The 21707-nt window shown below is 35.2% G+C and carries 22 protein-coding genes; 19 read left to right on the forward strand and 3 right to left on the reverse strand.

What is annotated here, in order from left to right; genetic code table 11:
- Positions 1–22 precede the first annotated feature (22 nt).
- The 3 genes from J2Z40_RS12505 (at position 23) to J2Z40_RS12515 (ending at position 3101) form a co-directional block, all read left to right on the forward strand.
- The gene (locus tag J2Z40_RS12505) at positions 23–835 is read left to right on the forward strand and encodes a flagellin N-terminal helical domain-containing protein (RefSeq protein WP_066397826.1); all 813 of its coding nucleotides are present in this window, start codon (positions 23–25) and stop codon (positions 833–835) included.
- A gap of 69 nt (positions 836–904) precedes the next feature.
- Complete coding sequence (locus J2Z40_RS12510; protein WP_066397823.1) at positions 905–1420, forward strand: hypothetical protein; 516 nt, start codon at positions 905–907, stop codon at positions 1418–1420.
- Position 1421: 1 nt separating this feature from the next.
- Positions 1422–3101, forward strand: coding sequence for a motility associated factor glycosyltransferase family protein (locus J2Z40_RS12515; protein WP_066397821.1), 1680 nt, complete (start codon positions 1422–1424; stop codon positions 3099–3101).
- 87 nt (positions 3102–3188) lie between these two features.
- On the opposite strand, the gene J2Z40_RS12520 is transcribed toward J2Z40_RS12515, so the two are convergent.
- Complete coding sequence (locus J2Z40_RS12520; RefSeq protein ID WP_066397819.1) at positions 3189–5795, reverse strand: IPT/TIG domain-containing protein; 2607 nt, start codon at positions 5793–5795, stop codon at positions 3189–3191.
- A gap of 133 nt (positions 5796–5928) precedes the next feature.
- On the opposite strand from J2Z40_RS12520, the gene J2Z40_RS12525 reads away from it, so the two are divergent.
- Genes J2Z40_RS12525 through J2Z40_RS12555 form a run of 7 tightly spaced genes read left to right on the forward strand, consistent with a single transcriptional unit; the run spans position 5929 to position 12653 of the window.
- Positions 5929–6933 (forward strand): NAD-dependent 4,6-dehydratase LegB, encoded by a 1005-nt coding sequence (locus J2Z40_RS12525; protein WP_066397817.1) that lies wholly within the window; start codon positions 5929–5931, stop codon positions 6931–6933.
- Positions 6930–8093: a LegC family aminotransferase gene (locus J2Z40_RS12530; protein ID WP_066397815.1), complete on the forward strand. Its 1164-nt coding sequence runs from the start codon at positions 6930–6932 to the stop codon at positions 8091–8093. Before J2Z40_RS12525 ends, J2Z40_RS12530 begins: the two co-directional genes overlap by 4 nt.
- A gap of 1 nt (position 8094) precedes the next feature.
- Positions 8095–9225: a UDP-N-acetylglucosamine 2-epimerase gene (gene neuC / locus J2Z40_RS12535; protein ID WP_066397807.1), complete on the forward strand. Its 1131-nt coding sequence runs from the start codon at positions 8095–8097 to the stop codon at positions 9223–9225.
- Positions 9222–10301 (forward strand): N-acetylneuraminate synthase, encoded by a 1080-nt coding sequence (gene neuB, locus J2Z40_RS12540; RefSeq protein WP_066397804.1) that lies wholly within the window; start codon positions 9222–9224, stop codon positions 10299–10301. Before neuC ends, neuB begins: the two co-directional genes overlap by 4 nt.
- Positions 10291–10917 (forward strand): acetyltransferase, encoded by a 627-nt coding sequence (locus J2Z40_RS12545; protein ID WP_066397801.1) that lies wholly within the window; start codon positions 10291–10293, stop codon positions 10915–10917. The genes neuB and J2Z40_RS12545 overlap by 11 nt, the downstream gene beginning before the upstream one ends.
- A gap of 3 nt (positions 10918–10920) precedes the next feature.
- Complete coding sequence (locus J2Z40_RS12550; protein ID WP_066399561.1) at positions 10921–11973, forward strand: nucleotidyltransferase family protein; 1053 nt, start codon at positions 10921–10923, stop codon at positions 11971–11973.
- Complete coding sequence (locus J2Z40_RS12555; RefSeq protein ID WP_066397798.1) at positions 11970–12653, forward strand: acylneuraminate cytidylyltransferase family protein; 684 nt, start codon at positions 11970–11972, stop codon at positions 12651–12653. The genes J2Z40_RS12550 and J2Z40_RS12555 overlap by 4 nt, the downstream gene beginning before the upstream one ends.
- A gap of 172 nt (positions 12654–12825) precedes the next feature.
- On the opposite strand, the gene J2Z40_RS12560 is transcribed toward J2Z40_RS12555, so the two are convergent.
- On the reverse strand, positions 12826–13638 hold the full coding sequence (locus tag J2Z40_RS12560; protein WP_066397796.1) for a flagellin N-terminal helical domain-containing protein: 813 nt from the start codon (positions 13636–13638) through the stop codon (positions 12826–12828).
- 127 nt (positions 13639–13765) lie between these two features.
- On the opposite strand from J2Z40_RS12560, the gene J2Z40_RS12565 reads away from it, so the two are divergent.
- From J2Z40_RS12565 to fliT, 5 genes are all read left to right on the forward strand, one after another.
- On the forward strand, positions 13766–14164 hold the full coding sequence (locus J2Z40_RS12565; RefSeq protein WP_066397794.1) for a flagellar export chaperone FliS: 399 nt from the start codon (positions 13766–13768) through the stop codon (positions 14162–14164).
- Between the two features lie 157 nt (positions 14165–14321).
- Positions 14322–14687 (forward strand): flagellar protein FlaG, encoded by a 366-nt coding sequence (gene flaG / locus J2Z40_RS12570; protein WP_066397792.1) that lies wholly within the window; start codon positions 14322–14324, stop codon positions 14685–14687.
- Between the two features lie 14 nt (positions 14688–14701).
- Complete coding sequence (locus J2Z40_RS12575; RefSeq protein WP_066397791.1) at positions 14702–16180, forward strand: flagellar hook-associated protein 2; 1479 nt, start codon at positions 14702–14704, stop codon at positions 16178–16180.
- 25 nt (positions 16181–16205) lie between these two features.
- Positions 16206–16607 (forward strand): flagellar export chaperone FliS, encoded by a 402-nt coding sequence (gene fliS / locus J2Z40_RS12580; protein ID WP_066397790.1) that lies wholly within the window; start codon positions 16206–16208, stop codon positions 16605–16607.
- Positions 16607–16954 carry a flagellar protein FliT gene (fliT, locus tag J2Z40_RS12585; protein WP_066397787.1) on the forward strand — a complete coding sequence of 116 codons (348 nt, stop codon included), beginning with the start codon at positions 16607–16609 and terminating at the stop codon, positions 16952–16954. The genes fliS and fliT overlap by 1 nt, the downstream gene beginning before the upstream one ends.
- A 235-nt stretch (positions 16955–17189) precedes the next feature.
- Here the strand turns inward: fliT and J2Z40_RS12590 are convergent, their stop codons facing one another.
- Entirely contained in the window at positions 17190–18263 is a 1074-nt protein-coding gene (locus J2Z40_RS12590) for an HD-GYP domain-containing protein (protein ID WP_066397785.1), read from the reverse strand.
- Between the two features lie 236 nt (positions 18264–18499).
- Between J2Z40_RS12590 and J2Z40_RS12595 the strand changes: the two genes are divergently transcribed.
- The 4 genes from J2Z40_RS12595 to J2Z40_RS12610 all read left to right on the forward strand — a co-directional run bounded on the left by J2Z40_RS12595 (position 18500) and on the right by J2Z40_RS12610 (position 21707).
- Positions 18500–18790 (forward strand): hypothetical protein, encoded by a 291-nt coding sequence (locus J2Z40_RS12595; RefSeq protein ID WP_083953963.1) that lies wholly within the window; start codon positions 18500–18502, stop codon positions 18788–18790.
- A gap of 336 nt (positions 18791–19126) precedes the next feature.
- Positions 19127–19327 carry a YjfB family protein gene (locus J2Z40_RS12600; protein WP_066397783.1) on the forward strand — a complete coding sequence of 67 codons (201 nt, stop codon included), beginning with the start codon at positions 19127–19129 and terminating at the stop codon, positions 19325–19327.
- Between the two features lie 179 nt (positions 19328–19506).
- Positions 19507–21426 (forward strand): hypothetical protein, encoded by a 1920-nt coding sequence (locus J2Z40_RS12605; protein WP_066397770.1) that lies wholly within the window; start codon positions 19507–19509, stop codon positions 21424–21426.
- Positions 21423–21707 (forward strand): EscU/YscU/HrcU family type III secretion system export apparatus switch protein, encoded by a 285-nt coding sequence (locus J2Z40_RS12610; protein ID WP_066397768.1) that lies wholly within the window; start codon positions 21423–21425, stop codon positions 21705–21707. Before J2Z40_RS12605 ends, J2Z40_RS12610 begins: the two co-directional genes overlap by 4 nt.

A 21707-nucleotide genomic window follows, 5' to 3' on the forward strand; every position in this document is an offset into this window, starting at 1 on the left:
AAAACTCAAGGAGGAAACAAAAATGATTATCAATCACAATATTCCAGCAATGAACACACACCGTCAATTAACAGGTGCAAACAATGCACAAGCTAAATCAATGGAGAAATTAGCTTCAGGCCTTCGTATCAACCGTGCTGGTGACGATGCTGCAGGTCTTGCGATCTCTGAAAAAATGCGCGGACAAATCCGTGGTCTTGATCAAGCATCACGTAATGCTCAAGATGGGATTTCTTTAATTCAAACAGCTGAAGGTGCTTTAAATGAAACACATTCTATCCTTCAACGTATGCGTGAGTTAGCAGTACAAGGTGCAAATGATACTAATACTGATGGAGATCGTACAGCAATTCAAGATGAGTTTGATGCACTTGTTAACGAAATCGACCGTATTAGTACTACTACTGAGTTTAATACACAAAAACTTCTAAGTGGCGGTATTTCTAATACTATTTTCCAAATTGGTGCCAATGTAAGCCAAACAATTACGATTGCTATTAGTAATATGGGTGCAAATAATCTTGGTGTAGACGCATTAACGATTGATGGTAATGCTAATGCAAACTTAGCAATTAGTGCTATCGATGCAGCTATTAGTTCAGTATCAACTCAACGTTCTAAATTAGGTGCATTACAAAATCGTTTAGAGCATACAATTAATAACTTAGGTACTTCTTCAGAAAACCTTTCTGCTGCTGAATCTCGTATTAGAGATGTTGATATGGCAAAAGAAATGATGGCACAGACAAAGAATTCAATTCTTTCTCAAGCAGCTCAAGCAATGCTTGCACAAGCTAATCAACAGCCACAAGGAGTTCTTCAATTACTTCGTTAATTTGTAATTTGAAAACAAAAATAGATAGCCAATTGATGGCTATCTATTTTTTTAAATGGAGGGAATAACATGATTTACATCAATGATCAGTTGATTGTAGAAGATACAAGTCAGAGTGATAGTAGTATTATAGTAAAAAAGTACTTACACAAGAACAGGCTTGTTTTAGTTAATAATGATGGACAGCCAATGAGTGACGAAGAATTGAATACATTTTTATCCCATCTGAATGGAGTTCAAAAGTTAAAGGCAGTAAGCATTTCTAACCTTCTTAGAGATTTAAAGCAAGAATTGCAGCTTTATATTAAGAAGGTAGAAGCGTATATAGAAAATATCCGTGATAATGAAGACTTTTCAAGTGTTAACACTGGTTTTGCTCAAGTAATGGAGGGTATTTTAGAATTTTCTGTGGTAGCGTCTTTCCTACAAAAGGATTTAATTGACCCTTCATATATGCAGCAGCTTTCAGAAAAGGCATTTGCAAGGGCAGAAACGGGTGAAGATGAATATGTACTTGATATTATCGAGTATGAATTATTGCCAATACTTAACCGTCTTTATGATGAAATAAATGAGGAAATGTAAGATGACTTATCAAATTTATAAAGAACAGGCAGATTCAGGACAGCCTATTTATATTTATGAAAATAACGAAATAAAAGTCCCTTTAAATTCGCGTTATTCTCCTGAAAAAGAAGCCCAACGGTTCCTAAAAAAAATTTGCAATATAAAAAGGCATTTCGTGATTTTAATAGGTTTTGGGAATGGGTCTCTCCTTAATTGTCTCGTAGAAAGTAATGTATTAGAACAAAATGTCCATTATTTTTTTATTGAGCCTTTTTCTGAAATTGAACTTAGCAGTAAACACTGTTCTTTAATTAAAGAACATAATAAATTATCATTTGTGAAATTTGCGGATTTTTCTGCAATGACGGTTGCAAAATACCTTTCTAAATTTAGTTCGGTACCTGTAAGTATACATGTTCATCCCAATTATTTAAAAGCTAATCAGTCTATGATTAAAGATTGTTTGAAAGTGATTCAAGAAGGAATAGAGACAAAGCAAATCTTTAACAACACTGAAATGCAATTTGCATTAGATTGGATTATTGAACCTTTAAAAAATACTGAGCATATACCAAACTCTATAAATTTAAAAAAACTTAAAGGGAAGTTTCAAGGAGAACGAGCTATTCTAATTGCTGCAGGCCCATCACTTCAAGATGATATTGATTTTTTGAAAAAGAATCAGAATTCCTTTCATCTCTTTTCAGTAGGGTCAGCATTGAGAGCCTTACTAACGAATGGAATCAATCCTGATTATACATTAAGTATTGATGCGAGTGATCGTAACTTTGAAACACATTTTAAAGGACTAAACTATAATGGGACCCTTGTATACGAAACGATGTCTAACTCGAAAATTCAAGATGGACATAGCGGATCGTTAATTGTCTCGAAGTCTTCCGCAGATCATGTTACTTCCCAGTTTTTTAATGATCTTTTTACCTTTTCTCAATCATCACCCTCTGTAGCGGTATATGCTTTACAAGTAATTGTATATTTGGGTTTTTCTGAAATCTACTTAGTTGGACAGGATCTAGCGTTAGTAAACGGAAATTACTATTCGGAAGGGATTAAGCATCATGAAGGAATGACAGATTTGAAAAATGAATTATGGGTAAAAAATAATGAAGGTGATTTAGTTGGTACTACTCGCTCTTTAAAAATCTTTTTAGACACTTTTGAAGCTCTAATTAAAACCTTGCCAGAGAGTATAACAATTTATAATTTATCAAGATATGGTGCTAAAATAGAAGGTACCACATATATTTCCTCAAATATGATAGAACCATCTCATAAAAAAACAAATATGTTTGATAAAAATACAGTTCACCCTTCTTCAAGTCTTACTGTTACAGATTTTCTAGAAAAATTAGATCTACTAAGAAAAGAGGTTAATGAAGCTAGCAGAAAATTAAATAGATATATTAGTGTAGGATTAGTGTCTTCTGTTGATATGAAGAAAGTTGTAAAAGGATTTCACAAGGTGACGAAACATAAAATACTAGAAGAAGTCATATTATCGAGGTTAACCTTTATGTTCGATAATATTATAAATAAATTTGTTTATTTTGATGAAAAGGCGAAGTATATAAGTGATGATTTACTTCTACTAGTTAATGAATTAAATCATTTTTATGAACTTATTGAGAAATATATAAATAGCCTATTGGTAGATGAAAGAATAACTAAGTATAAATAAAAAAGACTGGCTATAAATAGTCCAGTCTTTTTTATTATTAGCATTCATTTAATACAAGTTAAAGATAGAGCTATTTTAATAATACAATTAATTGTAAGTATATTGAATTGATGCTTGTGCACCTGCTTTATCAACAGTAATATCAACTGTGCCAGCAGTTTCGGCTGCAGGCATTGATATACGGATTCGATTAGCTGCCAAGTAAGTATACTTCACTTCTTGACCATTAACCGTAACAGTCATTGAATTACTAAAGTTTGTCCCATATATCGTAACCGAATTTCCACCTTTTACAGAGCCGCTTGTTGAAGAAAGACTGGTAACTGTAATAGGTATAGGTGTGTAATGATAGCTGTCATTTAGGATAAATTCCTGTAAATCTGGATTAACGACTTTTACTGATATTAAACCAGTAACTGAAGAAACTGGAGTTTTTACTTGAATCTCTGTATCAGTAATAGAAACAATTGTAGCTGCCCTATCACCAAAATATACTTTAATCCCCTTTTTAAAATTATAACCTGAGATAGTAATTGATTCATTTCCAGCAACTGTTCCAGAACTACTAGAAAGTGATGTTATGCTAGGTGATGGATCCATAACTGGCTCAGTATATGTGAAACCCCCTACTAAAATGGCAGATTGCCCATCAGGATTTACTAATTTTACATCAACTGTCTTAGCTTGGGTACTAATAGGGATTTTAATTCGGACTTTACTATTTGTAACAAAATCCATAACGATTTCTTCATCACCAAGATATACTTTAGCAGAAGAAGAAATATTTTTTCCGAATAAGTATACTGTTTTTTGTTCTCCAGTTAATGCAGCAGCATCAGATAAATTGCTAATCTCTGGTGCAGGCGTTGGAGGTGGTGCTAAATATTCATAAGCATTCACTAATTCAGAAGAAGAACCATCCGGGTTTTCGGCTTTAACCATAACAAAACCTTCAGATACTGCTTCAGGGACATTAACTCGAATTTTACTTGAATTTGCATAGTAGTTTACAACGGCTTCTTTATCTCCAAAATAAACTTTAACATTTCTGTCAAAATTTGCACCAAATAGATAAACAGACTCTCCTCCTGTTAATTTACCAGAATTAGCTGAAAGGCTATCTAGTTGAATGATTGGCGGAGGAGGAGGTGTCAAATACGTATATGCATTTGCATGTTCCACTTCTGTGCCATCAGGGTTAACTACTTTTACATCAACTGTGCCATCTATTAGTGAAGCTGGAACAGTTGCATAGAGCTTGCTTGTAGTAGAAAACTGTGTTACTGCTTCAATTCCATTAATAAACACTTTTGCTCCGTTCATGTAATTTGAACCGATTACAGTAACTCTATTTCCGCCAGTCATTTCACCTTCTGCAGGAGAAATAGATGTAATTGTAGGATCGGCATAATATTGAAAGTTGCCTAGAGCAAATTGGCCATCAATATTTAATACTTTAACTTCTACTAATCCTTGTGCTCCAACAGGTGTGGTGACTACTATCTCATTAGGAGTTTCCGAAATAACGGTAGCTTGATTAGTACCAAAGTATACTTTTGCACCCGGTAAGAAGTTCTTCCCAGTTATGGTGACTGTCTCTCCACCAGTCGTTAATCCCTTCTCAGGATTAATTGAAGAAATAACCGGTTTTGGGTTAAGGACCGCAATAGAAGGGTTTACAGTATCTAATGAATAGCTAGTTTTCTGGTGATCCTCAAAAACTGTTGATGTCTTTCCTAAAGGATATTTTCCTGCTTGTGTAGTATTCTTTGCGCGAATTTGATAAGTAAATGTAAGTTCTTTTGATTTTAATTCCTGTACATCCCATTCTAATGTGTTTCCATTAACGGTAGGCTTTGGAATGTTATTATCATATGAACCAGGAACGATTTCAAATTCAGGTGAAACGGTGTCAGTTATTTGCACATTATATGCGCTTGCTAATCCAATTTCCTCTACAATTTTCTTGTATACATCAGATAAACCAACTGAACCTAGTACAAAATGATGGTGGTCTGCTGATGTAGACATATCTTCTAATAATTTGTTTGGTGCACTTGCAGCTGGGTCTTCATTGGGACCTAATAAAGCAATCGAATAAAAGATAATCCCTGCATCTTTAGCAGCCTTAGCACTTGCAAGTGCATCAGGAGTACTATTTGCAGCACCATCTGTAAGAATTACGATGGTTGGCTGTGCATCAGGGCGATGATTTGCAAGCATAGCGGTAGCTTTTCTTACAGCATCTCCCGTATTCGTGCTTCCCGCAAGTTGGATCGTATCCACATAAGCCTTTGCAGCTGCTGCATCAGTTGTTAATGGGTAGGAAGATGCATTGTCGCTGAAATCAACAATACCCACTTGATGTTTAGTTAGATCCATTAAATCAATAAATTCCTTCGTTGCATTTTTGGCTGCAGTTAAGCGATTGTCACTTTGCATACTTCCAGATTTATCAACAATTAGAATAACATCATTTGGTCTAACAATTGTGGAATCTTTTGGGGTTCCTTTAATTGATAATGTTACATTTGCAATATCGTTTTCTACCAAACTATTAACATCAACTGTCTTTGTGATCTTCATTAAATCACTTCCAGAAGGTGTTGCTGCATTTGTAGAGTATGGTAGAATGAAGCTGAATAAAAGAGCTACAACTAGAAGTGTAGTTCTTATGTAATGCTGCCTTTTCATTAAATTCCCACCTTTTATAGTATTTTCTAACCATTTATTATATCGTCAAAAATTGGGATAGTTTAATGGAAAAGGCGGAAAAATATGTATGGTGTTTTACAAATTTTTATATGTTGTAAAGGAGTTTTAAATAATGAGAGCAAAAAAGGTATTAATTACAGGGGCAGATGGATTTATTGGTTCTCATTTAACAGAGGAATTAGTGAGGCAAGGATATGATGTGAAAGCATTTGTATACTATAACTCATTTAACTCATGGGGATGGTTAGATTCATCACCAGATCAAATAAAAAATGAGATAGAGATCTTTGCAGGGGATATTCGTGATCCGCATGGGGTAAAAGCAGCGATGAATGGGTGTGAAATTGTACTTCACTTAGCTTCTCTTATAGCTATACCTTATTCCTATCACTCTCCAGATACTTACGTTGATACGAATATTAAAGGAACTCTCAATGTTTTGCAGGCTGTTAGGGATTTGGGTATTTCTAAAGTAGTCCATACATCAACAAGTGAAGTGTACGGAACAGCAAAATATATTCCCATTGATGAAGAGCATCCATTACAAGGTCAATCGCCTTATTCTGCTTCAAAAATTGGTGCGGATCAAATGGCATTATCATTCTATCGGTCATTTGAGACACCTGTTTCAATTATCCGTCCGTTTAATACATATGGACCAAGACAATCGGCGCGTGCAGTCATACCAACAATTATTACACAGCTTGCCTCTGGCAAAGAGAAAATTAAACTTGGTGCATTAAGCCCTACTAGAGATTTTAATTATGTGAAGGATACCGTAAGCGGATTTATCGCGGTTATGAATAATGCAAAATCAATTGGCGAAGTTATTAATATCGGGAGCAACTATGAAGTTTCTATTGGTGAAACAGCGGAAGCCATTGCGGAAGTGATGGGGAAAAAGGTAAAAATTGAAACAGATGAAATTCGCTTGCGTCCAGAAAAGAGCGAGGTAGAGAGATTATGGGCAGATAACCAAAAAGCAAGAGAATTGCTTGGTTGGGAGCCATTATATGGTGGAATGGACGGATTTAAGCATGGTTTGAAAGAAACGGCTGATTGGTTTATGAATCTTAAGAATTTATCTCAATATAAGGCAGATGTATACAATATATGAGTAGTGAGTGGCAGGGAATAGTGCAAAGTATAAAAGAGATTTATGGCAATAAAGAATTTATCCCTTTACATGAGCCTACTTTCGATGAAAAAGAGATTGAGTATGTGACAGACTGTATTCGAACGGGATGGGTATCATCTGTTGGGAAATATGTCGATGAATTTGAAAAGAGGCTTGCAGAATATACAGGGGTGAAACGTGCGGTTGCTGTTGTTAACGGTACTGCTGCTCTCCACATTGCACTTAAAGTTGCTGGGGTACAAGCGAATGATGAAGTTTTTATGCCGGCGCTGACATTTATCGCAACAGCAAATGCGGTTTCTTATCTGCAGGCAGTTCCACATTTTGTTGATGTTTCAGAACAAACATTAGGAATGGATCCGGTAAAGCTTGAAGAACATATTCGTGAAATTGGTGAAATGAAGAATGGCCACCTTATTAATAGACTAACTGGACGTGTCATTCGTGCAGTCGTTCCAATGCATACATTTGGTCATCCTGCTGCTCTTGATGAATTAATAGATGTCTGTAATCGTTACAATCTTGTACTTGTCGAAGATGCAGCAGAATCATTAGGCTCTTTCTATAAAGGGAAGCATACAGGGGGATTTGGTGCGGTCAGTGCACTCAGCTTTAATGGCAATAAAATTATGACAACGGGTGGAGGAGGAGCAATCTTAACGAATGATGAGAAATTAGCAGACTATGCAAAGCACATTACAACAACAGCTAAAATCCCCCATTCTTGGGAATATTGTCATGATGAAGTAGCTTTTAACTATCGGATGCCAAATATTAATGCTGCTTTAGGATGTGCACAACTTGAGAAGATGGATAAGTTTATCCTTTCTAAGAGAAATCTAACACAGAGATATCAAAATTTATTTGAAACAATAGAAGGAGTCACAGTATTTACTGAACCTTCTTTTGGGACGAGTAATTATTGGCTGCAAACCATTGTATTGGATACTGAGAAACATAACAGGGATGCAGTGCTTGAAATCTTAAACAGCGAAGGAGTAATGACTAGACCGATATGGATACCAATGAATAAATTGATGCCGTACAAAGACTTCCCAGTAGGTAATTTATCAGTGACCAATGAGCTAAACGATAAAATCATTAATATTCCATCTACACCAATAAGGAAAGACAGATAATATGAACAAACGCAAAATTTGTGTTGTCACCGGAACTAGGGCAGAATATGGATTGTTGTATTGGTTGATGAAAGAAATCCAAGCAGATAATGAATTGGAATTACAGTTAATTGTTACGGGAATGCATCTATCTCCTGAATTTGGGTTGACCTATCAGCTGATTGAGAAAGATGGATTTGTCATTGATGAGAAAGTGGAAATGCTTCTGTCATCAGACACCCCTGTTGGTGTAGTGAAATCGATGGGACTTGCAACAATCGGATTTTCGGATGCACTTGACCGATTGGAGCCAGATGTACTTGTGATTTTGGGTGATCGATTTGAAATGCTAGGTGTGTCACAAGTGGCATTAATTATGGGCATCCCAATTGCACATTTACATGGTGGAGAGTTAACATTCGGAGCATATGATGACTCGATTCGTCATGCGATTACGAAAATGGCGACATGGCACTTTACCAGTACTAATGAACATAGAAAGCGTGTGATACAACTTGGTGAATCACCGAATCGAGTTTGGAATGTTGGAGCATTAGGAATTGAGAACATTTTGAGATTGCCACTTTTATCAAAGGATGAGTTATACACACAGTTAAATCTCGATAAAAACAAATCACTTTTTCTTATTACCTATCACCCTGAAACGAATGGAGATGGGGAAGGGGTATATTCGTTGCTATCAGCATTAAATGGATATTCCAATATGAATCTTGTCTTTACAAAGTCCAATGCGGATAATGGTGGTAGAATTATAAATAAGGCAATAGAAAGGTATACTGCACAAAATGAACATGCCCATTTGTTTGATTCGCTAGGGCAATTGCGCTATTTAAGTGCAGTGAAACATGCAGATGCTGTCATTGGTAATTCTTCTAGTGGACTTATTGAAGTACCATATCTTCAGTCTCCTACTGTGAATTGTGGGAATCGGCAGGCTGGGAGACAAAGACCATCCTCCGTTTTTGATACTGAGTTAAATGAAGAATCTATTAGAAGCGGCATTGAAAAAGCTCTGCAATTTAATAAAGCTTATGAACAGATTTTTGGTGACGGAAATGTTTCTCATAAGATAGTGGACATTCTCAAAGAAGTGCCTTCCTATTGGATTCAGAAGGGGTTTTATGACTTATGAATAAACATACACACATAATTGCCGAAGCGGGTGTGAATCATAATGGTTCACTTGAGCTTGCTTTTGCTTTAGTAGATGCAGCGGTAGAAGCTGGTGCAGATGCAGTGAAGTTTCAAACCTTTAAGACAGAGAATCTTGTAACGAAAAAGGCAAAGCAGGCTGCTTATCAGGTAAATAATATTGGGGAAGAAACGTCACAATTTGCCATGTTGAAGAAATTGGAACTTTCTTATTACGAGTTTGTGCGGCTTAAATCATACTGTGATGAAAAAAATATAGAATTTCTATCGACACCTTTTGATCGAGAAAGTGTTGACTTTTTGGTAGATGACTTAGGGATTCTTACAGTGAAAATTCCATCAGGTGAATTAACAAATGCGCCGTTCGTTCATTACATTGCAACAAAACGAAAGCCAATTATTTTATCCACAGGTATGGCAACGATGGAAGATATCCATGAAGCTTTGTCTTTTATGGCATACGGTCTAGCCTATCCAGATAAACAAGTGGAAATGGAGGCTATTCAGGAATTTTATCATTCGGCAGAAGCGAAGAAGTGGTTAAAGGACTATGTAACGATTTTACAATGTACAACTGAGTATCCAACGCCGTACTCCGATATTAATTTACGGGTGATGGACCAATTAAAAAAAGATCTTCAAGTTAATGTTGGTTTTTCTGATCATTCAGAAGGTATTTATGTTCCGATTGCTGCAGTAGCCCTTGGTGCCAGAGTGATTGAGAAGCATTTTACCATTAGTCGCCTTTTGCCAGGTCCAGATCATCGTGCTTCTTTAGATCCAGATGAATTATCGGAAATGGTAAGAGGGATTCGCATCATTGAGCAGTCGTTAGGAAATGGTGATAAGAAGCCGACGATGAGTGAGCAGCGTAACCAAACAGCTGCACGTAAAAGCTTAGTGGCTGCAATGGCGATTGAAGTAGGAGAAATGTTTACGGAAGAAAATGTAACTATTAAACGTCCAGGCTGTGGCATGTCTCCTTCTCAGTATTGGACAATAATTGGAAAGAAAGCATCTAAGAGTTATGAAGAGGATGAGCTCATTGGCGAATAAACCAGTTATTTTGATTGGGAATGGTGGGCATGCGTCTGTACTAACAGAAATTTTACTGCAGCAAAACTGCCCTATTATTGGTTTTACAGCACCAGAAAATCAGGAAAATCGTTTCAAGATCCCTTATATTGGCACAGATGATGTCATTGATTTCTATAATCAGAAGGATATTAACCTTGTACTTGGTTTAGGTTCAATAACTGTTTCAACGGTAAGGGCAAAAATGTTTCAATTATTTAAAGAAAAAGGATACACTTTTTCTTCTGTTATACACCAAAGTGCAGTCATTTCTCAATATTGCATGTTAGGAGAAGGAGTGCAAGTAATGGCAGGAACTGTAATTGAAGCTTTTGTGGAAATTGCCGATAATACTATTATAAATACCTCTTCTAGCATTAATCATGACTGTCGCATCGGGAAGCATTGTCATATAGCACCAAGTACGACGCTATCAGGCAATGTAACCGTGGGTGATCTTACACATATCGGTACAGGGTCGACAGTCATCCAAAATGTTCAGATTGGTAGTCAAGTATTAATTGGTGCTGGATCGCTTGTGCTTCGGACTATAGGAGATAATAGCAAAGCTTTCGGGGTGCCTGCTAAGGAAGTGTAGATGATGGAAAACTGGAAAGATATATTGATTACTCCTCATACATCTATTATGAAAACGATGAAAATAATTGATGAGACTACCTTGCAATTTGCTGTTGTTGTTGATGAATATACTCATATATTAGGGACAGTAACTGATGGTGATATTCGGCGCGGGTTATTGAAAGGGTTGTCTTTAGACACATCGATTCAAGAAGTTATGAATGATCTACCTGTGTATGAACAAATAGGTAAGAAACGATTATATTATTATGAATTGATGAAAAAGCTAAAACTGAAACAATTACCGATTGTGAATCAGGAAAAGCAGATTCAAGATATTCTTTTTTTAGATGATGCAGAACAACAAGCATTTCAAAAAAAAAATACGGTTATTTTAATGGCAGGTGGTCTTGGGACAAGGCTCCGGCCTTTGACCGATCATGTACCAAAGCCCATGTTGAAAGTGGGGGACAAGCCCATTTTGGAAACAATTATCGATAGTTTTAAAGGTTTTGGTTTTACTAATTTTATTTTATCGGTGAATTATAAGAAAGATATGATTAAAGATTATTTTCAGGATGGTAGACATCTTGGTGTAAATATATCGTATATAGAAGAAACAAAAAGACTTGGAACAGCAGGAGCCTTATCACTTTTATCAGACAAGCCAGGTCATCCCTTTTTTGTCATGAATGGTGATCTCTTGACAAAAATTAATTATGATCAACTGCTAAACTTTCATAATGAAACGAATTCAGCTGCAACGATGTGTGTTCGTGAGTATGAGTATCAAATTCCATATGGTGTTTTAGCAACAGAGAATCATCGTCTTCTATCGATTGAAGAGAAACCGATTCATAAAAGCTTTGTCAATGCTGGTATTTACGTATTGAGTCCAGATGTCCTGAAATCTGTTCCTCAAAATGAATTTTTTGATATGCCAGACTTATTTAAACAGTTGATGAATGAACAACAAGAAGTTTCGGCTTTTCCATTGAGAGAGTACTGGCTTGATATTGGCCGTATGGATGATTACGAAAAGGCCAATTATGAATTCAGCGGAGGCTTTTTATGATACAGGATAAAAAAGTATTAGCAATCATTCCAGCACGAGGTGGCTCTAAAGGGGTGCCACGAAAAAACATTCGTAGTTTAGCTGGTAAGCCATTAATTGCATGGACTATTGATGAAGCAAAGAAATCAAAATATATTGATAGACTTATACTATCTTCTGAAGATGAGGAAATCATCGAAATTGCAAAATATTATGGGTGTGAAGTACCATTTGTACGACCATCTAACCTTGCAGAAGATACAACACCAGGGATTGACCCGGTAATCCATGCTTTGAGTATTTTACCAAATTACGAATATGTTGTAGTACTTCAGCCGACTTCACCATTAAGGAGTGCAGAAGATATTGACGGGAGCATAGAACAACTTCTGGTTTCAGGTACTCCTGCATGTGTTAGTGTCACAGAACCTGGTAAATCGCCATACTGGATGTATACGTTGCAGGATAATAATATTTTAAAACCATTAATATATAATGAAGAAGCAATTGTAAGGAGACAGGAACTACCTATAACCTATGCTTTAAATGGGGCGATTTATGTTGCAGAGACAAAGTGGCTTAATGAAAGCAGAACTTTTTTATCTAATGATACTACGGCATATATAATGCCAAGAAATAGATCTTACGATATTGACACAGAGGAAGACTTTATGTTTTGTGAGTGGATTAAAAATAAGTGAGGAGTATCCGCCCTTAAATTTGGTTTTATTAAAGGAATTATAAATTTATAATATTTGAAAAAAATTAGAAAGATGGTGTGGCAAAAGTCTATATTAAATTGACCTTTGATACACCATCTTTTTTAAAATTGGGAAAGCTAATACCTTTATTTTTTCTAGAAGAGACTGGTTTTTATTTTTTAAACAAGCTTAGTATCTCAGTTAAGGATTGATTAACTTTTGATACCAAAATTTTGTCGCTATTTTGACGAATAGATAAGCTGATATTATTTATCATTTCTTTAGCAATGTCAGTGTCTTTCAATTTTGAAAAAGAGGTAGTTAAGTTAGATTCATTGATAAGAGAATTGTACATATGATGTTCGATCGCTTCATAATATGAGCCAACTTTAGTTAAATTTCTTGTTGTAATCTTTATGGCTGAATCAAATTTCGAGATTGAATTTTCAGCGTCTGCTCGTGTTGCTAAAGAAACATTGTCTAGGTTTAGTGCAGTTGTACTCGTATCCATAAGTTCAATATTAATTTGCTGTCCGGGATTGGCACCTACTAGTAACGCTAATGACTGGTTAGCACCTAAAATACCTTTTGTGTTGAATTCCAGTGTATTTGCAGTGTCGTTTATCGATTTCATTAATTGATCTAGCTCTAATTGGCTTGCCTCACGATCTGCAGTAGACAAAGTATCAGTTGCATTCATAACCGCAAGTTCCCGCCCTCTTTGAAGGAGAGTGTTCACATTATTAAGCCCCTCATTAGCTACCTGAAGAACAGAAAGCCCATCCTGCATATTGCTTTGCGAACGTGATAACCCTCTTAATTGTGCACGCATAGTTTCAGAAATTGCTAATCCAGCAGCATTATCACTTGCACGACTAATAGAGGTGCCTGATGCTAGTTTCTCGATTGAATTCCCCATCAATTTTTCATTTTTTTGATACCGGTTAACAGAGAAAGAAATCATTGCTTGATTGTTTATTTTCATTTTTACACCTCATTTTTATAAAATAGAACAGCTATATTTTATATCGACTCTTTTATTTGATATTTAATTCATAGGCTTAATTTACTAGGAAAATAAAAAAAATAATAGGAAGGAGACGGGTAAGTATATGAAAAATTATCGAAAAGCCCTGCATTTATATAATCAAACAAAAATTATATCTGCTCCCTTGGAAGAAATAATGATTACTTTCATTGATAAAGCCATATCCTTAATTAAATTAGGCAGAGACGCCATAGATACCAAAGATTTAGTGGTTCAAAATCAAAGCTTGCAAGTAGCACAGGAATGTGTGCTCCAACTAATTACATTTGTAATTATAGAAGAGAAACAAGGGGAAGAATTAATTATCATTTATGATTATTTGAATCGACAATTAATAAAGGCAAATTTAGAAGGTGACCAGAAGATACTGGATGAAGTATCCAATATTTTATTAGAGCAGAAAGATGATTGGGAAATAGCTATGAGAAGCAGGCGGAATAAGTATAGAAGGAACTTTATTTAATTAGGATATTTTATATGTTGCTTACTTTACATTTAATTTAACTAAATAGGTTTATTTCAAAATCACTTTTGAATATTACAATATTATAGGACAATACTTAAATATTTTCAGCTTTCTCCGATATATAAAGTAATTAAATATATTGGAGGCAAAAGTGATGCTTGAGAGTCTTTCAACTAATGTCCTTTCCTCTCAGCTTAGAACCACTACATCAGAAGGAATAAGTTCATATTACCAAGGGAAAATTGATAAGATTGCCTATTCAGAACAACAAAATATTGAAGAGGGATATAAACCGAAAGAAAAGGAAGTACGGGAAATTGTAGATAGTATGAATACATTCTTGGAACCTGCACAGACTTCTATTCGATTTGAGTATCATGAAAAATTGAATGAGTATTATGTACGGATAGTAAATGATACAACAGAAGAAACAGTTAAAGAAATACCTTCTAAGAAATTACTGGATTTTTATGCGGCAATGACAGAGTTTGTCGGGCTTATGGTAGACGAAAAAATATAAGTGGGTGATTGGGAATGGTACGAGTAAGTGGATTTGCAAGTGGAATGGATATTGATGATATCGTTAGTAAGATGATGCAGGCACAAAGAGTGCCGCTTGATAAAATGGTTCAGAAGAAACAGTATTCTGAATGGCAGCGTGATGACTATCGTTCATTAAATTCAGCAATGCTAGAATTTGATCGATTTATTTTTGATGGAATTGGTATGGAAAGTTCATTTGCAAAGAAAATAGTAAATGTGTCAAATCCGAATGCGCTATCGATTAAGGGTGTAAATGCGACTAGTAATTTTTCTGGAACGATAACAGTGAAAGAGTTGGCTTCATCGTCGACGCTAATAGGTGATACATCTATAGATAATGCTACAAAAAAGTTATCTGATTATGGAATAACTCCAGGGGAAAATATAATAAAAGCGATAAATGAAAAAGGAGAAATGCAGGAATACAAGTTCCAAATTACAGCGGATGATACGATGGATAGTGTGATCAATAAAATAAATTCCCAGACAGGTGTTACAGCTTTCTTTGATGGGACGGGTAAACTCTCATTCACATCAAAACAAACAGGAAATGTGTCTGGTAAGGGAATTGAATTTGTCAGTGGAGATTTTGTTAATAAAGTGTTTACCAACGTGACAAGCACAGTAGGTGGAAATGCACAAGTGACTTATAACGGGGTGGACATTGAACGAACATCGAATGTCTTCACAATCAATGGCGCAGAATTTACTTTAAAGGAAAAAACAACTGGTCCGATCACATTCTCTTCTACTACCGATGTAGATGCTATTTTAGATACAGTTACACAATTTGTGAATAAGTACAACGAATTAATTGAAAAAATTAGTGATAAAACGACTGAAGCTAAATACCGAAGTTTTACACCATTGACTGCTGAACAAAAGAAAGCGATGTCTGAAGATGAGATTAAGATGTGGGAAGAGAAAGCAAAGAGTGGAACTTTAAGAAGTGACCCTACTTTAAAAAGTTTATTATCAACAATGAGAACATCGTTGTACACTTCAGTTAGTGGGGCAACAGGTATACAAAATTTAAGTGAGCTTGGAATTACCACAACGAAAAACTATCTTGAGGGTGGTAAACTAACGATTGATGAGAAGAAGCTGAAAGAAGCGATTTCAAAGGACCCAGGTGCGATTTATAAGTTATTTATGACTAAAGGTGAACCGGTTGATCCGGCTAAACCGGCTGGTCCATTTAAGAAAGAGACTCAAGGATTAGCATACCGTTTAAGAAGTGATCTAGATTCAGCTATGAAATCGATTACTGAAAAGGCTGGAAAAGCAGGCTATGTAAACGACAAGTTTTCAATTGGAAAATCTCTTAATGATTTAGATAAAAGAATCTCTGCTTTTGAAGTAAAATTAACAAGACTTGAAAACAGATATTATAGTCAGTTTACTGCTATGGAAAAAGCTATACAAAAAGCAAATAACCAAAGTACCTCACTTATGCAATACTTTGGATAAGGTTAATTAGGAAGGAAGTTAATAAATGGCCATCAATAATCCATATCAATCATACCAACAAAATTCTGTAAATACCGCTTCTCCAGGGGAGCTAACTTTAATGCTTTATAATGGCTGTCTTAAATTTATTACAATAGGAAAGAAAGCAATAGAAAAGGGGAACATTGAAGATAAAAATACCAATCTTCTAAAAGCACAAAATATTATAAGAGAATTAATGGTTACCTTGAATATGGATGTAGCTATTTCTAAAGATATGATGGCATTATATGAATTTATTAATCGTCGTCTAATGGAAGCAAATATGAAAAATGATCTTTCTGCTTTAAATGAGGTTGAAGAACTGATTACGAATTTCCGTGATACATGGAAGGAAGCGATTCAGGTGAATCGTCAAAAACAATTTGGACAAAGTGGTCGGGTGTAATGACAGATCTTCATCAATTCAATGTAATAACATTGCAGCTACTTGAGCTTTTAACTACTTCGTTAGAGATTGACCGAGAAGAGAATATAATTAAAATTAATAGATTACTCGATCAACGTGAGGTTTTGATGGAGTCAATTCACCCTCCTTTTTCGGAAGAAGACATGAAGATAGGGCAGCAATTATTGCAGCTAAATATGCAAGTGAACAATCTTTTAGTTTCAAAAAAGCAAGAAATTCAACGTGATATGAAGGAATTAGATGCAAAGAAAAAGTCATCGAATAAGTATGTAAATCCCTATGGGAATTTTTCAATAGATGGTATGTTTTATGATAAGAAGAATTAATTCTCTGCTAGTAATTCTTGTTTCATGGAAACTCACGTTTGTAACTGAATAATGCGAAAGTTGACTTTGTCATTTAGATATTGGAAAATGCAAATTTGAAGTTTACAGCATATTTTACAGCTATAAATTGGTGGTAACATTGATATAAATGGATAGATTGATAAAAGGAGTAACCAAACGGTTACTCTTTTTAGTTATAAAACCAATAATTAATCTTCGGTCTCAGTAGGAGTATTTAGTTATAATTAGTCATCTCTTTAGGCGACTCATCCATTAGACTTACTATTTTTAGTGAAGATTCTTTTCGTAAGTCAATATACACCTCTTGGAATTTGACTAAAGGTTGATGTGGTTCATTTTCATGAATAAATATAATCTGTGCCTCTTTGCCGTTACTTAATGTAACATATTGATGAAGGTTCTGTCTCATTATGTATCTAACAAATGGAATAACAATAGCCGGGTTTAAATGACTTTCAGATACAGCATTTATAAGTTTATATACGCCAGTAAATGGGTTCCATTTTTTACTAACACCCTCTAAATCCATACATATAGCATTAAAGGAAGATGCTACTGAAATAATCTGGACAAAATATGGAATTTCTGATTCTTTCAATTGATTGGGATACCCATTACCATTTAACCTCTCATGGTGTTGAAGAGCAGATAATGGAACAAGTTGATTTAATTCTGGGATATCTTTTAATAAATTATATCCCAATTCTGTATGGTATTGAGCTGTATTATGTTCTTCAATATTGCAAGATTCCACAACATCATACAGATTATTATCTATGCCTAATATACCAATGTCGTGAAATAGACCCATTTCCGAAAGTAGTAAGCAATCATTTTTTTTATACCCTAATAGTTTTCCAATCATCGCTGAGAGAATTCCGACATTTATACTATGTTGATATAGGTTATCATTCTTCTTTCCGTTATTTTGAATTACCTTTAGTATGGAGAAGTCGCAGAGTGATATTTCGATAAGCTCATGATATTGCATTCTTAATGCCAATAAATCAATTTCTTTGTATGAATATAAGTTATGAAACACATTTTTAATATAGTCTTGAATTGATTGATAATACTTGGCACTTGGTGAATTATCTTCTTTTGTTGAAGATTTATTTGTATTCAAATCTACGCGTACTTTTTTGCCAAAACGGTATTTTTGAAGTAATAAAACATGAATTTCTTTTAGAACTGTTCCTTTTTTTAATAATAGAATCTCCTGTTCAGAAAAAATATCTTCACCAAGCTCACTTCCTACAAGATCAAAGGAAATTTGAACTTCCTCCATTTTTATCCCCCTTAAAGTAGCTAACATTATTTGTATATATTATATATATAGCCTAAATTTACCATGTGAATCAAAAAAAATGTACTAAAATTATCTTTCTTTTTAAAAAGGGGCTAAATGTCCTATGATATAAATCACATATTGACATTTTTGGGCATTATGGGTATATTATCCAACGGAGGAATTATTTTATAAAAGTATTTTAAAATATATTTTAAAATTGTAAAGGTGATAGTATGAATTCATTAAACGTAGATTGTATAAATAAAGAGAAAAATATAATTTTGACAAAATATGACTATCATAAAAATCTGCTTAAAAACGAGATTAAAACTATTAAATCCATTAAAATACCAACTCAAGATTACTCGATTAAAAATATTGAATTAGTGGATTGGATTATAGAAGAATTTACACCGAAAGAGCTTGAAAGTCTTTTAGAGGAGATTAAAATTGTAAAAAAACGAACACAGAATATAAAACCATTCCTATCAATTATTGCGGTCGGATTATTACATAAGGTCTAGTAGTAATAAGACCCTTTATGTTGTATTAGTTTATCGTATATAATATAATTCATTACTGAAGTACTCCTCTTTACAAAGGTAAAAGGAGGTATTAAGTATTAGAGTAAAGTAATTGTATAAGATTATCACATCTACTTAGCACGATAGTATTCAGGCAAAGAAAGGGAAGTCAGCATTTAAAAGGATATCGAGTTCCTTATGCAATTTCATCTTTTGTGGCTATTATTTTGATAGATAAAACATTTATAGTAATAAAATTTGTAATGAAATAGTTCCTTTTCTTCATTCTGAATGATTTGAAAGTTATCATTATTTTTTGTATTGGCAGGTGATTACATGGATATCGCATTACTATCAATGGCACTAAGCCAAGGACAAGTGCAGCAGCAAGCATCCATATCTGTCATGAAGAAGGCAATAGATCAAGCAGATCTAAAGGTTGACTTCATTAATCAAATGATGGGTGGAGCTGATTTACAGGCTTTACAACGAGCTGCAGAGCCGCATCTTGGGGGCAATATCGATTTAAGAGGGTAATGAAGACTAGGAGCAGCCAATTGGTTGTTCTTTTTTTTGGGCTGAAATTTATCAACTAAGGCTACTCATAAAAAGTGCAACTCCATATATTGCCTCCATCCTTTCTTCATATTCCCTTCACATTCCCCCGCTCTTGCCGATAAAAACAATAGAATGAATAAGTACGGAGTGATTCCCCAATGCAAATAAATAATCTATTTCTTGGAACGCAATTACAACTAAATGAAGGCCCTTCGCTTGTACGTGCAGGCGATGTATTTCAGGCTGTTATTAAGGATCGATCGGATCAAAATAAAGTGACACTGACGATTAAGGGGCAAGAGGTGCCTGTTAAGTTTGAAGGGGAAATCCCAGCGAATGATCGTGTGACGCTTGAAGTGGTTCGTATCGATGAAAAGGGACAGTTGGTCGTTAAACCAGTGGAACAAGAGGCAACTCCTTCTAATAGTCAACAGGATGGGAAAGTAATGAAAGCTGGCTCTGAACTTGCTTTATCGAATGAAGTAAGGGAAGCGGTCCAATATATGTCGAGTAAAGGGTATCGCTTAAGTAAAGAAGATGTGGCTGCTCTGCAAAAGTTTATGAAGAATGAAAAGGGAAGTCTGGAAGAAAAGATGGCAACGATTCAAGCCTTAGTTCAGAGGAAATTAGAATTAACCTCTACCCATCTTGCTTCGATCCACAGTGCTTTGCATGGCGAGTCAGCAACTAGTCTATTACTCAATTATTTAGATGGCTTATCGATCTCGATGGAGCAAGAGGTTGAACTGCAAATGCCAACTGATAAAAAAGTAAATCAGCAAGTAACTGCCAATGAGAAGGAATCTAAGTCAACGGATAAGATTGAGAGCACCCAGCAGATCCGAGTCAATGAAGCTGGTCAGGGAATTGATATGGCGGCAGAAGAAATAGATGCAACGCTTGACGATGTTACTGATAAATTAACACAATCAGAAAAGATGATTGTTGCAAATGCAGTTCAATCGTTAAATTTAGATTCAAAAACTGTCATCGTTACTGAAATAACAGCGAAGCTTTCCCAACTGACGATGGATTTTAAAAAGGCGAAGCAAGAAGTGATGAACTTTTTAGAGCATCTGACAAAGGATCACCGAATACAAGCGCCACAGGCAAGGCAATTTCTTGAATCATCCATAAGTAAGTTGGACAATGCGATTTTAAAGGGAAACTATATGCTTTATGCAGATATGAGTACGGAGAAGGAATTATTGTCTGCAAGTTCTCAATTAGCAAGAGCAAAGGACTTAGTAATGAAGGGGAGTTATCCAGAAGCTCAGCAAATTGTTAAAGAGGTCCATGCATTGTTAGAACGTGTGAATTTTAAGCCATCAAACACAAAAATGATGCATTTCGTTTCTGAACAAAGTCTGATCCAAAAGGAAGGAAATCCTTCTAAACAATTAATCAATGAGCTTCAGCAATTAACGAAGCCATTGCCTCAACAAGATTATTCAGCTAGACAGGTGTATGAAACGGTTAAACGATTAGGCATCAGTCATGAAAACCAACTGGCTCACTTTCTTACAAGATCGACTAAGGGAGAGATGGAGCCTAATATAAAGTCGATTTTACTGAAAATGGTCCAGCTTGAGAATGGTGTAAAGGACGGGGCACAGCCTTTAAATCAGGCGTTAACGAATTTGACAGGTCAACAATTACTGAATAAGCCAGATTCGTCAGGCATGCAAAATACCTTTATGCAATTCCCTGTTATGGTTGAACATCAAAATGAACAGGTGAAAGTATTTATCAATGCGAAGAAGAAAGGGAAAGGGATTGACTGGGAAAATTGCCAGTTATATTTCGTTCTTGAAACGAAGAAATTAGGAGAGATCGGGGTTTCTGTCAAAGCAACGAATCGTAATCTTTCTATTACATTGAAAAATAATAATGAGCAATTTATAAGAAAAGCAGAACTGTTGAAGGAAGATGCGGCTGAACGACTGAATGAGATTGGCTATAAGGTTGCTGCGATTCATTTTAAGCCGTTTGCGGAAAAATCGAAGGAGTCGATGAATGAGGAAATCGTGACCCCTCAGGAAGCTTCTGATGAGAGAGGATATGATGTGAAGATATGATGCCTCAAAGTAAATATAAGATGAATCGGCCAAAGCAACCAATTGCTCCATCTGCTATTACTAGCTATAATAGAGAAAATAGGAATCCATTAGTGGAATCGGATCAAGAGAAATTTGCTCGAAAAGTGATTGAATCTGCTGATAAGCAATCGATTCCACTGCAAGAGGACACGACATTAATCAAGAATCTTCTTGAAGTGGATTTAGGGGATTCGGTTCCCCCGCAATTATATGCCCTTATAGCAGAAGTATTAAAACTAATGGAAGAAATTGACGACTAA

The organism is Cytobacillus eiseniae (assembly GCF_017874625.1).
GTDB classification, from domain to species: Bacteria; Bacillota; Bacilli; order Bacillales; family Cytobacillaceae; genus Cytobacillus; species Cytobacillus eiseniae.